Annotated in this window: 10 protein-coding genes and 2 pseudogenes; 5 read left to right on the forward strand and 7 right to left on the reverse strand. The window is 61.4% G+C overall.

Features of this window, described 5'->3' with window-relative positions:
• Positions 1-71: 71 nt before the first annotated feature.
• Positions 72-1,469, reverse strand: a complete 1,398-nt coding sequence (locus QN224_RS13560) for an MATE family efflux transporter (RefSeq protein ID WP_283977112.1) — start codon at positions 1,467-1,469, stop codon at positions 72-74.
• Positions 1,470-1,496: 27 nt separating this feature from the next.
• On the opposite strand from QN224_RS13560, the gene QN224_RS13565 reads away from it, so the two are divergent.
• On the forward strand, positions 1,497-1,763 hold the full coding sequence (locus tag QN224_RS13565; RefSeq protein WP_283977113.1) for a hypothetical protein: 267 nt from the start codon (positions 1,497-1,499) through the stop codon (positions 1,761-1,763).
• Here the strand turns inward: QN224_RS13565 and QN224_RS13570 are convergent.
• Both QN224_RS13570 and QN224_RS13575 read right to left on the reverse strand, forming a co-directional pair.
• On the reverse strand, positions 1,760-3,019 hold the full coding sequence (locus QN224_RS13570; protein WP_283977114.1) for a TCR/Tet family MFS transporter: 1,260 nt from the start codon (positions 3,017-3,019) through the stop codon (positions 1,760-1,762). The genes QN224_RS13565 and QN224_RS13570 overlap by 4 nt on opposite strands.
• Positions 3,020-3,176: 157 nt before the next feature.
• Positions 3,177-3,886 (reverse strand): annotated as a pseudogene (locus QN224_RS13575) (LysR substrate-binding domain-containing protein); the annotation flags it as partial.
• A 2-nt stretch (positions 3,887-3,888) separates the two neighbouring features.
• Between QN224_RS13575 and QN224_RS13580 the strand changes: the two are divergent.
• Positions 3,889-4,680: pseudogene (locus QN224_RS13580) on the forward strand (aldo/keto reductase); the annotation flags it as partial.
• Between the two features lie 47 nt (positions 4,681-4,727).
• On the opposite strand, the gene QN224_RS13585 reads toward QN224_RS13580, so the two are convergent.
• Complete coding sequence (locus QN224_RS13585; protein ID WP_269283617.1) at positions 4,728-5,669, reverse strand: neutral zinc metallopeptidase; 942 nt, start codon at positions 5,667-5,669, stop codon at positions 4,728-4,730.
• Between the two features lie 390 nt (positions 5,670-6,059).
• Between QN224_RS13585 and carB the strand changes: the two genes are divergently transcribed.
• The gene (gene carB, locus QN224_RS13590; RefSeq protein WP_283977115.1) at positions 6,060-9,545 is read left to right on the forward strand and encodes a carbamoyl-phosphate synthase large subunit; all 3,486 of its coding nucleotides are present in this window, start codon (positions 6,060-6,062) and stop codon (positions 9,543-9,545) included.
• A gap of 75 nt (positions 9,546-9,620) precedes the next feature.
• Here carB and QN224_RS13595 read toward each other — a convergent pair whose 3' ends face one another.
• On the reverse strand, positions 9,621-11,063 hold the full coding sequence (locus QN224_RS13595) for an MFS transporter (RefSeq protein ID WP_283977116.1): 1,443 nt from the start codon (positions 11,061-11,063) through the stop codon (positions 9,621-9,623).
• Positions 11,064-11,344: 281 nt separating this feature from the next.
• On the opposite strand from QN224_RS13595, the gene greA reads away from it, so the two are divergent.
• The gene (gene greA, locus QN224_RS13600; protein WP_136505474.1) at positions 11,345-11,821 is read left to right on the forward strand and encodes a transcription elongation factor GreA; all 477 of its coding nucleotides are present in this window, start codon (positions 11,345-11,347) and stop codon (positions 11,819-11,821) included.
• 167 nt (positions 11,822-11,988) lie between these two features.
• Positions 11,989-13,044 carry a glycosyltransferase family 4 protein gene (locus QN224_RS13605; protein WP_283977117.1) on the forward strand — a complete coding sequence of 352 codons (1,056 nt, stop codon included), beginning with the start codon at positions 11,989-11,991 and terminating at the stop codon, positions 13,042-13,044.
• A 21-nt stretch (positions 13,045-13,065) separates the two neighbouring features.
• Here the strand turns inward: QN224_RS13605 and QN224_RS13610 are convergent, their stop codons facing one another.
• Both QN224_RS13610 and QN224_RS13615 read right to left on the reverse strand, forming a co-directional pair.
• Positions 13,066-14,088 (reverse strand): glycosyltransferase, encoded by a 1,023-nt coding sequence (locus QN224_RS13610; protein ID WP_283977118.1) that lies wholly within the window; start codon positions 14,086-14,088, stop codon positions 13,066-13,068.
• Positions 14,085-15,116, reverse strand: coding sequence for a glycosyltransferase (locus QN224_RS13615; protein WP_283977119.1), 1,032 nt, complete (start codon positions 15,114-15,116; stop codon positions 14,085-14,087). The genes QN224_RS13610 and QN224_RS13615 overlap by 4 nt, the downstream gene beginning before the upstream one ends.
• Positions 15,117-15,150 lie beyond the last annotated feature (34 nt).

Here is a 15,150-nt window from a genome sequence, read left to right on the forward strand (position 1 = left end):
GAATCAGCCGCATCCGTCACGCCGACGGTGCTGCAGGATTCCCGCCTTTCAGCGCAAAGACAACCGCTGGTTTACGCGAGCCTTTTCTGCATCGAACGAAGCAGATGGAAGAAGCGCCAATTCAGGGACACAGCTGCCGCCGCCAGCCCGAGGACAAAACCGAACCAGACGCCGACGCCGCCGAAGTTCAACGGGAAAGCGAATGCCCAGGCGCAGAGGAAGCCGATCGCCCAATAGGAGATCATCGCGAGAATCATTGGTATCGTCGTATCCTTGAGACCACGCAGCATGCCCGCGGCAATCGCCTGCAACCCGTCGACCAACTGGAATGCGCCGGCGATGACGATCAACGGACCGGCGAAGGCGAGGACCTCCGCCGCATCCGCCCGGCTCGTGTCGAGATAAAGCGCGGCGAGTTGATGGGGAAAAAGAGCAAAGATCGTGCTGCCGACGGCGGCAAAGGCGCAGCCGAGGACGAGTACGGCGATGGCAGCCCGCTTGACACCCAGCATGTCGCCGGCTCCGTAGGCCAGGCCCACGCGCACTGTGCCAGCCTGCGCAAGACCGAGCGGAATCATGAATGCGATCGAGGCAAACTGGAGCGCGATGCCATGAGCGGCCAACTCCTTCGTGCCGATATTGCCCATGAGCAGCGATGCGGCCGTAAACAGGCTCACTTCGGCAAGGATCGTCAAGGCGATCGGAACGCCGAGATAGATGACCTCGCGGAAAGCCGGCCAGTCCGGTCGCCAGAAGCGCACGAAGAGTTCGTATTGGTTCAGCTCCGGGCGGCTGCGGATGTAAGCGATCGCGAGTGCGGCGCCGAGCAAGGCGACGCCGAGGGCTGCGAGGGCGGCACCGAAGATGCCGAGCGCCGGAAAGCCGAAATGCCCGTAGATCAGCACGTAGCAAAGCAGCGCATTGAGAACGAGTGTCACAAGCGTCACGTAGAGAATTATTCCCGCCCGCTCCAAACCGCTCAGGAACGCCCTCAGCACCATGAAGATGAGGCTCGGAAAAATAGCCCATTGCGCGATATGCAGGTATTCCCCGGCGAGCTTCGCGACTTCCGGCTTTTGGCCGGCAAAGAGAAGAATAGGTTCCGCCATCCAGAGGAGCGGCGCTGTGAGGGCGCCGTAGAGCAGCACGACCCACATCCCCATCCTCACTGAGCGGCGGACGGAAACCTTGTCGCCGCGGCCCTGTGCCTGCGCGGCCATCGGTACCACGGCGTTGGCAAAGCCGCTGCCAAAGATGAAGACCGTGAAGAAGGCCTGGGTTGCAAGGATGATCGCTGCGAGTTCGGTAGCGCCCAGCTTCCCGACCATCAGCACATCGGTCGTATTGATCGCCAGTTGCGCAAGCTGCGCGCCGATGAAGGGCACGCCAAGATAGAAGCTCGCACGATAGTGGTTGCTCCACGAATTGTCGTTCTGCAGCTGCATTTGGCTCGTGTTCGTGGTCAGCATGGGAAAACCTGGCTCCAGATCACGTTCATGACCTTGGAAGCATCCAAAATCGTAAACGTCATCGCTTTGAAAAAGTTAGAGCGGGATGCGGGCGGAAGACCGCTCACATTTTTCCTCATCCCGTTCTGTTCCGGCAGATCGGCTGCAAACTCGGTGGAAGAACTACCCGAGATAGAGCAGCACCGAAGAAAGTGCCAGCGGGAAAGGCCTGACTGCTCAATTTTTCATCGAACGATCAAGAAATTTGATCAATATGAAGGCGTTGCCTTTCTCGCCATCAGGCGCAAGATCTAGGCCTGCGTCGGTTTCGGCACGCCCTCCCGGAATGCCTTGTGAGGAACAGGCCGCACGCGCAGCAGGAAGACCGTTAGGCCTGCGACAATGAGGCAGCCCGCCAAGGCGTAGGGCGCACCGGAGAACGAGTACACCGCTGCCGGGCTCGTGAAATATCCGAAGATTTGCGTAAAGATCAGCGGCCCGACGATTGTCGTGATGCTGGAAATGCTGGTGAGCGCCCCCTGCAATTCGCCTTGGGCCGACGGCGGGACATGCGCCGAGGCGATACTGCGCAACGGCGGATCCGCCAGGCTTTCAAGTGCAGTCGCGACGATGACGGCATACACCATCCATCCCTCCCACGCGGCGGCATAACCGGCCATTCCGAGCGCGGTGAAGACGAGACCGAGCGCGGCCGTTCGTCGTTCTCCGAACCTCGTTACGACGCGCGGCAGGACAACGGCCATGACCACCGCTCCGCCCACGCCGAAGATTCCGAGCGACAATCCGATCTGCCCCTCACTCCACCCATAACGATAGGACGAGACGAACGACCAGACAGCGGGGTAGACCGCATGGGCCAGCCAGTAGAGAAAAAAGACAAGACCAATCCAGCCGATGCCGGGATAGTTGCGCATCTGTTTGAGCGCGCCAAGCGGGTTGGCGCGCCACCACTCGAAGCGCCGCCTGTTTGTGCGGTCAAGAGTCTCGGGCAGGAGGAACAGACCGACAATGAAATTGAGGAACGAAAGAGCGGCGGCGCCGTAGAACGGTACTCTCGGGCCCAACTCGCCAAGGAAGCCGCCGATGACGGGACCGAGCGCAAAGCCGGTGCCGAAGGCGATGCCGATCAAGCCAAAATTTTTTGCTCGATTGCTGTCGTCGCTGATGTCGGCAATGTAGGCCGACGCCGTTCCGAAGCTCGCACCGCTAATACCGGCGAGGACGCGCCCGATGAAAAGCATCCAGTAGCTCGTTGCAAGCGCACAGATCAGGTTGTCGATCGCGAAGGTGAGAACGGAAGCAAGCAGGATCGGTCGCCGGCCGAAGCGATCGCTCAAGTTGCCGATCAGCGGCGCGAATAGAAACTGCATCGCCGAATAGACGAGCAGCAGCCAGCCGCCGTCGATAGCCGCTTCGCCGATGTTGGCGCCGGTCAGTTCCTCGAGATAGGTCGGCAGCACCGGCACGATGATGGCGATGCCCATGATGTCGAGAAAGAGGATGAGAAAGACGAGAAATAGTCCGCGCCGCACGAATTTCCTGTCGAGCATGAAGCCCCTCCCCGCTGTCCATCGCCAGTGTGGAGACAGAACGTGAACGACGTCACCAATTAAGGTGTATCGCATTGTCAAAAACGAAACAATGCGTGAACATTTCAAAGTTTATGATCGAAGCTATCGCGTCCGCTGATGCTTCTTGCTTGCGGCGTTACTGCTCCGAACGCCGCTGTTCCGCCTTCAGGAAATCGACGAAGCCCTGAGCGGTGCCGGCATATGACGACGGCTGGCATAGTACAGGAACGGGCCTGGGAAACTGGTTGTCCATTCGTTGAGAATTGGCACGAGCCGCCCTGCCTTGATCTCCGGTGCCAGAAATTCCTCGAATGTTCGAATCACTCCGAGACCGTCAACCGCTGCGCCGACTTCGAGATCGATCGCGTTGGCCAGAATGACTGCAGGCGGTGCGATGGTCAGGGCGGCATCGCCTTCTCCAAACTCCCACGTCAAGGCAACGCCGCTTGGGAAACGGTGACGGATAGCGGCGTGTTCTAGAAGGTCGCGCGGGTGTTGTGGTATGCCATGCCGGGCAAGATAATCCGGGGCAGCGGCGGTGACGTAACGCTGCACGCGCGGGCCGATCGGGATGGCGATCATGTCTCGCTCAAGTCTTTCCTCGTAGCGCACGCCGGCATCGAATCCGGCGGCGAGAACATCGATGAAGCCATCCTCTGCTGTCACCTCCAGCGTAATTGCCGGATTGTCCTTCAGGAACCGACCGACAAGCGGCGGCAGGATTTCGCGGGCGACGATTGCCGGCACGTTAAGCCTGAGCGCGCCTGCAGGGCTGCCACGGAGGCTTCCCACCTGATCGAGCGCTCCGGCGATCTCTCCAAGCGCCGGCGACAGGCGTTCGAGCAACCAAGGGTCGCAATCGCGATCAGGTGCAGTTGAGCGTGAAGTTCGGCGCGTTGCGAGACGCTGCCGGCGCGTGGATCGGTTACGACGGGCGCCCGAAGGCCGTACGCAACTTCCTTTCCTATACGCTGCAGCGCTTGGGCGTCGATTACATCGACATTTATCGGCCGGCCCGCCTCGATCCCGATGTGCCGATCGAGGATACCATCGGTGCGATCGCCGATATGGTGAAGGCTGGCTATGTTCGTCATATCGGCCTTTCGGAAGTCGGCCCCGACACGATCCGGCGTGCGGCGACTGTCCATGCGATCGTCGATCTCCAGATCGAGTATTCGTTGATCTCTCGCGGGATTGAGAAGGAAATCCTTCCGACATGCCGTGAGCTTGGTATCGGCGTCACGGCCTATGGCGTTCTATCGCGCGGCCTGATCAGTGGCCATTGGCGGAAGGATGCGGCAAAGTCTGGTGATTACCGCGCCGTCAGCCCCCGTTTCCAGGAAGGCAACGTCGATCGGAACCTGGCCCTCGTTGAAGCTCTGCGCCGCGTTGCAGACGCAAAAGGCGTTACCGTCGCGCAGATAGCCATCGCCTGGGTGGTCGCGCAAGGTGCCGATATCGTGCCGCTTGTGGGGGCGCGGAGCCGGGACCGGCTTGCCGAAGCGCTCGGCTCGCCGGCGGTTCGCCTCGAGGCCCACGACTTGGCGGCGATCGAGCGTGCAGTGCCGAGAGATGCTGCGGCTGGTGCCCGTTATCCGAAGGCGCACCTTATGCATCTCGATAGCGAGCGACACGACTGAACGGAATTGTCCGGGCCGGCCCTAAGCGGCCGGTCCGGGTACCTCAATCAGACGGATCCGGAGAAGGTATCGCAAGCTGACATCTGGCCACTGTCGAAGCCGCGCTGGAACCATTTCATCCGCTGCTCCGAGGTGCCGTGGTTGAAGCTTTCCGGGACCACATAGCCCTGCATGCGCTTCTGCAGCGTGTCGTCGCCGATCTGTGTGGCGGCGTTCAGCGCCTCTTCGAGGTCGCCCCGCTCCAACAGCCCCTTCTGCTCGGTGTATTTGCCCCAGATTCCGGCGAAACAATCGGCCTGCAGTTCGACGCGGATCGACATCTGGTTTGCCTCGACCTCGCTCATGCGCTGTCGCATCTGGTTGAATTTAGGCAAGACGCCGATCAGGTTCTGCACGTGATGGCCGACTTCGTGAGCCAGCACATAGGCCTGGGCAAAATCGCCGGCGGCCTCGAACTTCTGAGCGAGTTCGTCGAAGAAGCTCATGTCGAGATAGACCTTGCGGTCGCCCGGGCAATAGAACGGGCCAGAGGCGGCGGAGGCAAAGCCGCAGGCCGAACGGACGGAATCGTTGAACAGCACCAGCTTCGGTTCCTGATACTGTTCGCCGCTCGCCTGGAAGATACCGTTCCAGGTGTCTTCCGTTTCGGCGAGCACCGTCGCCATGAAGGCTTTCATCTCTTCTTCCTCGGCCGAGCCCTGTGGCACCCGCGAACCGTCGCTCTGCTCAAAGCCGGGCATGTTCATCTGGCCACCGCCCTCCAGGACCTGGAGCATGTCGATGCCCATGGCCCGGAGCACGAAATAGAGAATGACGAGAAAGATGATCGTGCCGAAACTTAATCCCCCGCCGGCGCGACGCATGCCACCTCCGCCCGGCAAGCGGAACCCGCCGCCGCGGCCGAATGGGCTGCCTCCGAGACCGCCTCCGCGGCCCGCTCCACGCTGGTCTTCAACGTTTCCGGACTGGCGGCGGCCCTTCCATTCCATGATCTTTTCCTCCAGGCGTCGCATCGGTGCTTAATGCATTGAATGATTTATATGCCTGAGCGACGATTCTTGTAAAACGCTATCGCGGCGGTCTCGTTTCATCCGGTCGGTCTTTTTTCGCCTTGGCGACGATCGCGGAGGCGTGAAGCCTGGTCCAGCGGTGCCGGCAATCCGCTTGCCTTTCCCATCTCCCATGCTCGTCCCACGGGTATGCAGACGGCTATCGCAAATATGTTCGCTTTATTGTCGATTCAGAAATTTTCGGGGTTCCGCTTGCAGAAACATTTGCCTATAAGCCGCTTCTAGCCTGAAAAGACCATAAATGCGCGCCCGGCCGGTGACCTCCCAACCTGGCCGGTTTTTCGCGCAGCTAGAAACGGATGAGAGCCCATGCCGAAGCGCCAAGATATCAAATCGATCCTCATCATCGGCGCGGGGCCGATCGTCATCGGCCAGGCATGTGAATTCGACTACTCCGGCACCCAGGCCTGCAAGGCGCTGAAGGAAGAAGGCTACCGGGTCATCCTGGTGAATTCCAACCCGGCGACGATCATGACCGACCCGGGGCTCGCGGACGCCACCTATGTAGAACCGATCACGCCGGAAGTGGTCGCCAAGATCATTGCCAAGGAACGCCCGGATGCGCTGCTGCCGACGATGGGCGGTCAGACGGCGCTCAACACGGCGCTTTCGCTGCGCCGCATGGGCGTCCTCGACCGCTACAACGTCGAGATGATCGGCGCCAAGCCGGAAGCGATCGACAAGGCGGAGGATCGCGCCCTTTTCCGCGAAGCGATGGCGAAGATCGGTCTCGAGACGCCGAAATCTCGGCTTGCGAACGCGACCGACATCAAGGACCAGGATCGCAAGGCGCACGAGGCGCAGCGCGCGGCGCTGAAAGCGCGGCTTGCCGGTCCGGAACTCGACACGGCGCTCGACGAACTGGAGAACCAGTGGAACCTCGGCGAAGGCGACCGCAAGCAGCGCTATCTCAACCACGCCATGGCGATTGCCGCGCAGGCGCTCGACGATGTTGGTCTGCCGGCGATCATCCGCCCCTCCTTCACGCTCGGCGGCACCGGCGGCGGCATCGCCTACAACCGTTCGGAATTCTTCGAGATCGGCGGCAGCGGCCTGGATGCGTCGCCGACGACGGAAGTCCTGATCGAGGAATCGGTTCTCGGCTGGAAGGAATATGAAATGGAAGTCGTCCGCGACAAGGCGGACAACTGCATCATCATCTGCTCGATCGAGAACATCGACCCGATGGGCGTGCATACGGGCGACTCGATCACGGTTGCGCCGGCGCTGACCTTGACCGACAAGGAATACCAGATCATGCGCAACGCCTCGATCGCGGTGCTGCGCGAGATCGGAGTCGAGACCGGCGGATCGAACGTCCAGTTCGCCGTCAACCCGGAAAACGGCCGACTTGTGGTCATCGAGATGAACCCGCGCGTGTCGCGCTCCTCTGCGCTGGCGTCCAAGGCGACCGGCTTCCCGATCGCAAAGATCGCCGCCAAGCTGGCGATCGGCTACACGCTGGACGAATTGGAGAACGACATCACCGGTGGCGCGACGCCGGCGTCCTTCGAACCGTCGATCGACTATGTTGTCACGAAGATCCCGCGTTTCGCCTTCGAAAAATTCCCGGGCGCCGAGCCGACCTTGACGACCGCGATGAAGTCGGTCGGCGAGGTCATGGCGATCGGGCGCACTTTCGCCGAATCGCTGCAGAAGGCGCTGCGGGGTCTCGAAACGGGGCTCACCGGTCTCGACGAGATCGACATTCCGGACTTCGACGAGAACGGCGACGGCCGCAACGCGATCCGCGCGGCGATCGGCACGCCGACGCCGGACCGGCTGCGCATGGTCGCCCAGGCGCTCCGCCTCGGCATGAGCGAGGCGGACGTGCACGAGGCCTGCAAGATTGATCCGTGGTTCATCGCCCAGTTCAAGGCAATCGTCGACATGGAGGCGCGCATTCGCGAGCACGGTCTGCCGCAGGACGCCGAGAACCTGCGCATGCTGAAGGCCATGGGCTTCTCGGACGCCCGCCTCGCGACGCTCACGGGCAAGCGCCCGAAGGAAGTGGCGGAACTTCGCAATGCGCTGAACGTCCGCCCGGTCTACAAGCGCATCGATACCTGCGCGGCGGAGTTCGCGTCTCCGACTGCCTACATGTACTCGACTTACGAAACGCCCTTCGCCGGCGCCGCGCGCTCTGAAGCCCAGGTTTCCGAGCGCAAGAAGGTCGTCATTCTCGGCGGCGGGCCGAACCGCATCGGCCAGGGCATTGAGTTCGACTATTGCTGCTGCCACGCCGCCTTCGCGCTGAAGGACGCCGGCTATGAAGCGATCATGGTCAACTGCAATCCGGAAACGGTCTCGACCGATTACGACACCTCCGACCGGCTCTACTTCGAGCCTCTGACGGCGGAAGACGTTATCGAGATCATGCGCGCCGAACAGGAACACGGCACGTTGCACGGGGTCATCGTGCAGTTCGGCGGTCAGACGCCGCTGAAGCTGGCGGAGGCCTTGGAAAAGAATGGCATTCCGATCCTCGGCACGGCTCCCGACGCGATCGACCTTGCCGAGGACCGCGATCGCTTCCAGAAGCTCTTGATGAAGCTCGATCTCAACCAGCCGAACAATGGCATTGCCTACTCCGTCGAGCAGGCCCGCCTCGTCGCCGCGGAAATCGGCTTCCCGCTGGTCGTGCGTCCGTCCTATGTTCTCGGCGGCCGCGCCATGCAGATCATCCATTCGGAGAGCATGCTGCAGACCTATCTGCTCGACATCGTCCCGGGGCTCGTGCCGGAGGACATCAAGCAGCGTTATCCCAACGACAAGACCGGTCAGATCAACACGCTGCTCGGCAAGAACCCGCTGCTTTTCGACAGCTATCTGACGAATGCAACCGAAGTGGACGTCGACTGCCTCTGTGACGGTAACGAGGTCTTCGTCTCGGGCATCATGGAGCATATCGAGGAAGCTGGCATTCACTCCGGCGACTCCGCCTGCTCGCTGCCGGTTCACACACTCGACAATGAGCTTGTCGACGAACTCGAACGCCAGACGACCGCGCTTGCCAAGGCGCTCAATGTCGGCGGCCTTATGAACGTGCAGTTCGCCATCAAGGATGGCACGATCTACGTGCTCGAGGTGAACCCGCGCGCGTCGCGCACGGTTCCGTTCGTGGCAAAGACCATCGGCGCGCCGATCGCGAAGATCGCTGCACGTGTCATGGCGGGCGAAGCGCTGGAGACGGCGATTGCCGCCTATGGCCAAAAGCCTGATCCGCGCAATCTGAAGCACATCGCCGTCAAGGAGGCGGTTTTCCCCTTCGCTCGCTTCCCCGGCGTCGACACGCTGCTCGGACCGGAAATGCGTTCGACCGGCGAAGTCATCGGTCTCGACACGGACTACGCGCTCGCTTTCGCCAAGTCGCAGCTCGGCGCGGGTGTAGATCTGCCGCGCGATGGAACGGTATTCGTGTCCGTTCGCGATGAAGACAAGGTGCGCGTGCTGCCGGCAATCCGCGTTCTCGCCGACATCGGCTTCAAGGTCATGGCGACCGGCGGCACGGCGCGCTTCCTCGGCGAGCACGGCATCGCCGCAACCAAGATCAACAAGGTTCTCGAAGGCCGGCCGCATGTCGAGGACGCAATCCGCAACCGGCAGGTCCAGCTCGTCATCAACACGACGGATGGCAACAAGGCGATCTCCGACTCGAAATCGCTCCGCCGTGCAACCCTGATGCAGAAGGTGCCCTACTACACCACGATGGCCGGCGCCGAAGCAGCGGCACTTGCGATCAAGGCGCTCAAGGCAGGAAACCTCGAGGTCCGTCCGCTGCAGAGCTATTTCTGATCCCGACTTGAATACGCGCGCCCACAAAAAGGGGCGCGCATATTCAGACTTCAGGCAGGCTGACGCGCCACCTTGTCATTCGCTTTGCGTGATCAGGCGCAGGGTCCGGATTCCGAAGTAGAACGACAGAACGGCGATTGCACATCCCACCGCGAAAACGGCAAGCATCGCATCGCTGATCGCGGCATCCGTTGCGTTTTCGCCAAAGCCACGAGCGTTTGCAACCAGCCCGAAGACTGCCGCTCCGATCGCATAGCCTGCGGATTGGAGCGTCGGCAGGAGTGCAGAGGTTTTGTCCCGTTCGTCGGGCGGCGACACCTCCATCAACAATTGGCTCAACGTTCCCCAGCAAAGTCCGAAGCCGGCGCCGATTACGAACTGGCTCGGAAAGACCACCCAGAAATAACCGCCGCCGACCGAGAGCGTCAGCAGGGCAAGCCCGATGCTCAGCAACAAGGGCCCCGTCCAGGTCAGCGCATCGCGCAACTCTCGTGCCCGCAGGCTGGCGACGAAAACGGCGGTCAGGCTCCAGGATAGGGCCATGACAGCGTTGGCGAAACCTGCCGCGGTGGGTCCAAGATCCCAGAGATGCTGCAGGGCGTAGACCAGGTAGACCGAACCGCATGCCTGTGCCAGCGGCATCAACAGCACCACCCAAAGGCCGGTTCCAAGAGCGCTGTTCGTGGCGAATGCGTCTGAGGGCAACAAAGCGTGTTCGGATCGCCGGTCGATGTGGACGGTGGCGTAGAGAATGACCGTTGCTGACAGAAGCAGGGTGGCCATCGCGAGTTCGTTTTCTACCGCGTTCGAGATCGAGATCAGCAGGATTCCGGCGCCAACTGCCAGCACGCGCCTGATCGGAATGCGCGTCGTGTTCGAAGCGGACTTCTCGCTGGGCGGCACGATCGCCAAAGCAAGGGCGATAAATATCGCCGCCGCTGGCACATTGACGAAGAAGGCCGCCCTCCAGTTCCAATATTCTGTCAGCGCTCCGGCGATCAGCGGTCCGGCGAAAGCGGCCGCAGCCCAGACGATGGCTTCGGCGCCGAATACCTTCGGGACAAGGCGTGGCGGGAAAAGCTCCGGTATCAGCGCATAGCAGACCGCAGCGATGATCCCCTCGCCCAACCCTTGAAACAGCCGCCCGACGAGAACGGTCTGCATATTGCTTGCAAACGTCGCAATGAGAGTCCCGGCGACGAAGGCGAATGCAGCGGCCACAAGGACGTTGCGTGCCCCGAACCGCGACTTCAAATTGGCCGCCAGGGTACCGCCGAGGATTGCGAAAACGAGATAGAGCGTAAAGACCCAGGAGAGCAGCGCAGCACCGCCGAACTCCACGACGGCCGTCGGCAGCGATGTCGAAACGAAGAATCCGTTGAATGCAAAAAGCGCCACACCCAGGCAGAGTGTCGTCGTGGCCGTCAGGTGCCGAGGCCTCAGCAACTCTCGCCAGCCGGATGCATCTTGCCGCGATAAACGACCGCCGGCCGTTGCCTCGTCGTCGATTGAAGTCATTCTCGACACTTCCTTTGCACAACATTGGGAAGCGGAACTGTTACAACCTCAACCGCGGTTGAGGTAAAGTCGCTTTTTGTAGCCGCGTTGTTTTTGTCTTTGCGAGCCCGGCAACGACGCAGGGCGCGGGGCGAAAAATCTGGCAATGGCAATTGGCTTTCTGCTATAAGTGCCGTTCGGATGTTTCGGACGGTTCCGACGCTTACGCGCCGGAGACCGTTTTCTTTTGCGTTGGCGCCGCCGAAAGGTGGCGCCGCGTGCGCTTGATGAAGGATGATGAAATGGTCGACAAAGTGCCGATGACACAGGGTGGGTTCGCCAATCTGCAGGAAGAACTGCGCTGGCGCCAGCAGGGAGAACGCCCGCGAATCATCGAAGCGATCGCCGAGGCTCGCGCCCACGGTGACTTGTCGGAAAACGCTGAGTATCACGCTGCCAAGGAAGCGCAGAGCCACAACGAGGGCCGGATCACCGAACTCGAGGATCTGATTGCGCGCGCCGAGGTCATCGATCTTTCGAAAATGTCCGGGTCGAAGATCAAGTTTGGCGCCAAGGTCAAGCTCGTCGACGAGGACACCGAAGAGGAGAAGACCTATCAGATCGTTGGCGACCAGGAAGCCGACGTCAAAGCAGGCCGCATCTCTATTTCCTCTCCGATTGCCCGTGCGCTGATCGGCAAGGAAGTCGGCGACTCGATCGAGGTCAATGCGCCCGGCGGCTCCAAGGCCTACGAAATCCTCGCCATTCACTGGGGCTGACGAGCTCCGCGAGCACGATGACTTTGGGTTGGAGCCGAGACTACCCAACGTGATCGATGCTCGCGAGCCACGGCGGGCTGCTCTCATCCCGTTCAAGGGGCGTGAGGTTCGCTCCGTCCCTTCCCCTTGCAAAAGATGATTGTCGTATGCGCGAGGAGAGCGCTCAAGTGGCCGATATCCGGGACATCGAGATCATTGCGCCCAATTTCAAGCAACGCCTCTCCGGCGTCACGTCGACGATCATTCAGCTCGTACCGATCCAGCGAGCGCTCGGCCAGAAAATTGCGGTTCTTGGCCCCGGGCTTCCCTCGACATTGCCATCGATCCGATTTCGCGATCTGATCCATCTGTGGGAGGCTCCTGCGGGGCGGCCATGCCGTGTCTGGCATGCGCGCCGCAATGTCGAAATGCTGCCGGCGATCATCCTGCGCGATCTTCTGCGCATGAAAATCAGGATCGTTTTCACCTCCGCCTCGCAACGCCGGCATACGGGGTGGAGCAAGTTCCTTATTGGCCGGATGGATGCGGTGATTGCCACCAGCGGCAAGACGGCCGCCTATCTGCAAGTGCCGAATACCGTGGTTTTGCACGGTATAGACACCAAGCGCTTCCGGCCGGCGACCGACAAGGCCGAGGCAAAACGTGTGCTCGGACTGGATCCGACCAAGAAATTCGCCGGCTGTTTCGGGCGCGTGCGCCGCCAGAAGGGCACCGATCTCTTCGTCGACAGCATGATCGCCCTGCTCCCCAGCCGACCCGAGTGGTGCGCCGTCGTTGCCGGACGCGCGACCGGACAGCATCTCGCCTTCGAGGCGGAGTTGAAGCAACGGGCTGCCAAGGCGGGCCTCGCGGACCGAATCCTCTTCGTCGGAGAACACACCAACATTCCCGATTGGTACCGCGCACTCGACCTCTTCGTAGCGCCACAACGCTGGGAAGGATTCGGGCTGACGCCGTTGGAGGCCATGGCAAGCGGCGTCCCGGTGGTGGCAACCGATGTCGGCGCTTTCTCGGAGTTGATTGCCGACGGTGCCGAGGAAACAGGCATTGTCATTCCCGCCGACGATTTGAACGCCATGGTCGATGGCGCCGTCGCCTTCATGGACGATCTGCCGCGACTTGCAGCCGCTGGCGCCAACGGTCTGTTGCGGACCTCCAAGAGTTTCGCCATCGAAGGCGAAGCGCGCGCAATAGGCGCCATCTATGAAAGCCTGATGCGCTGAAGCACTGGCTGTCGGGGACGCCTACCGCTTCGAGGCAAAGAGCTTCAGGTAGGCGTCAGTAATCGCTTGCTTGGAGAACTGTGCCATCAGCGTCTGATGCCCTCGCTTGGCAAGGCTTGTCCGCAACGCCTGGTCGTTGGCGATGCGTTCCACCGCACGCGCGAAACCATCCGCGTCGCCGATGTCGACCATCAGACCGTTTTCGTCGTCACGCATGAACCATTGCGGCCCCTCGGAGCGGCTCGAGACGACCGGTGTTCCCTGCGCCCAGGCCTCCAGGATGACATTGCCAAGCGGCTCGTGACTTGACGCCATCACGAAAATATCGGCCGCCGCGAGAAACGGCCTTGTATCCTTTTGCCAGCCGGCAAAACGCACCCGGCCGGCGACGCCGAGATCGGTTGCGAGCTTGTGGAGGTTGTCCCGTTCCTCGCCATCGCCGAGCAGCCAAAGGTAAGCGCCGGGTACTTTGGCGATCGCCGCGATCAACGTGTGGAAACCCTTGCGCTCCACAAAGCGCCCCATCGACATGACGACGGGGGCTCCCTCCGGCGTGTCGAGCGTCGCCCGACTGACTGGTTCAACGCGCTCGGTGTTGGTGAAATTCGAGATGATCTCGATCTCGCGCTTCCAGCCGAGATTGCGGACATGTTCGGCAATGCCCGGCGTATTGCAGACGAGACAGTCCGTGTTGCGAAAATAGTCGAGACGTGGCGGATAGTCGCCGAGCCGCGAAATCCTGATGCATCCCTTGTAAGGTGGCATCAATTCGCTGGCGCGCGGCGCCCAGGCCATCAGGGCGTCCGGCCTGTCGCGCCGCGCCATGTGCATCACCTTGCGCGGCAGCAGCAGGCGATCCAGCGACAGGTTCCGGAAGTGGCTTTCTATTATCCTGGTCGCGCCTTCGATTTCGGAGCGCCAAAGACGGCGGGGTCGGATGACCGACGTCTGCTCCACGCCGCGTTCGGCGAGCGCGTTGACGAGATGGACGAAGAAGCGCTCAGCGCCGCCATCCTTGCCGAAATGAAAGTGCATGACCTTCATCGTTGCACTGCACCCCTGGAGAAAAGTTCAATGTAGGCATCAGTGATCGCCTGTTCGGAAAAGCGCGTACGTAGCGTTTCGCGGCCGCCGGCACTCAGTCTTTCCCGAAGCTCAGGATCGTCGCGCAGCCGACGGATGGCATTCGCCAGACCTTCGTCGTCGCCGCGATCCACCATCAGCGCGTCGACTTCGTCGGTCATCACCCAGGATGGCCCCTCCGCGCGCGAGGAGATCGTCGCTTTGCCGGCTCCCCAGCCTTCGAAACAGACGTTGCCGAGCGGCTCATGCGAGGAATTGATGGCGAACGCGTCGCCTGCCGCCAGATAGCCGTAGGCGTTGGTCTGCCAACCTGCGAAACGCACGCGATCGTGGACGCCGAGTTCATTCGTCAGCTGTTCGAGCCGCTCGCGCTCCGGCCCGTCGCCGACGAGCCAAAGATGCGCGCCGTCGACCTTCTTTATCGCGCGGATCAGCCCGTCGAAGCCCTTGCGTTTGACAAATCGGCCCATGCCGACGACCACGAACGCATCCGCGGGTGTCTGCATCTCCTTGCGCGCAATGGGAGCGACCGGTGTCGCGCGGGTGAAATTCGCAATCACCTCTACGCCACGCTTCCACCCGAGTTCGCGAACTTTCGCGGCCATGTCCGGCGTGATGCAAACCAGCGTCTCGACATTGGTGTAGTAGCCGAGATGTTCGGGGTAATCGCCGAGCCGAGAGATACGCATGGCGTCCTCGTATGCCGGCATGAAGCGGCTTGCCCGCAACTGCCAAGCCATGATGACGTCAGGCCGGAAATCGCGAAGAATGCGCCGCATTCTCCATTGCAGAAGAAACCGCGAAAGCGAGACCCTGCGGAAAATGCCTTCGTAGATCGTCGCACAGCCCTCGATATCCTTGCGCCAACTGCGATCGGGCCGGATGAGCACACGCTGTTCGACGCCCCTGTCATGCAGGGCATTGACGAGGTTGACGAAGAACCGTTCTGCCCCGCCTTCCTTGCCGAAGTGAATATGCATGACCTTCATGAGTTACCTTTCGAGCCTTGGATCAGCTTTTCCG

The sequence above is a fragment of the Sinorhizobium sp. 7-81 genome (assembly GCF_030124405.1).
GTDB classification, from domain to species: Bacteria; Pseudomonadota; Alphaproteobacteria; order Rhizobiales; family Rhizobiaceae; genus Sinorhizobium; species Sinorhizobium psoraleae.

What these genes read in the sequence shown, in the direction of transcription:
- QN224_RS13560 (WP_283977112.1), bottom strand. Translation starts at nt 1,469, where the DNA reads ATGCTGACCACGAACACGAGCCAAATGCAGCTGCAGAACGACAATTCG.
- QN224_RS13565 (WP_283977113.1), top strand. Translation starts at nt 1,497, where the DNA reads ATGACCTTGGAAGCATCCAAAATCGTAAACGTCATCGCTTTGAAAAAG.
- QN224_RS13570 (WP_283977114.1), bottom strand. Translation starts at nt 3,019, where the DNA reads ATGCTCGACAGGAAATTCGTGCGGCGCGGACTATTTCTCGTCTTTCTC.
- QN224_RS13585 (WP_269283617.1), bottom strand. Translation starts at nt 5,669, where the DNA reads ATGGAATGGAAGGGCCGCCGCCAGTCCGGAAACGTTGAAGACCAGCGT.
- carB (WP_283977115.1), top strand. Translation starts at nt 6,060, where the DNA reads ATGCCGAAGCGCCAAGATATCAAATCGATCCTCATCATCGGCGCGGGG.
- QN224_RS13595 (WP_283977116.1), bottom strand. Translation starts at nt 11,063, where the DNA reads ATGACTTCAATCGACGACGAGGCAACGGCCGGCGGTCGTTTATCGCGG.
- greA (WP_136505474.1), top strand. Translation starts at nt 11,345, where the DNA reads ATGGTCGACAAAGTGCCGATGACACAGGGTGGGTTCGCCAATCTGCAG.
- QN224_RS13610 (WP_283977118.1), bottom strand. Translation starts at nt 14,088, where the DNA reads ATGAAGGTCATGCACTTTCATTTCGGCAAGGATGGCGGCGCTGAGCGC.
- QN224_RS13615 (WP_283977119.1), bottom strand. Translation starts at nt 15,116, where the DNA reads ATGAAGGTCATGCATATTCACTTCGGCAAGGAAGGCGGGGCAGAACGG.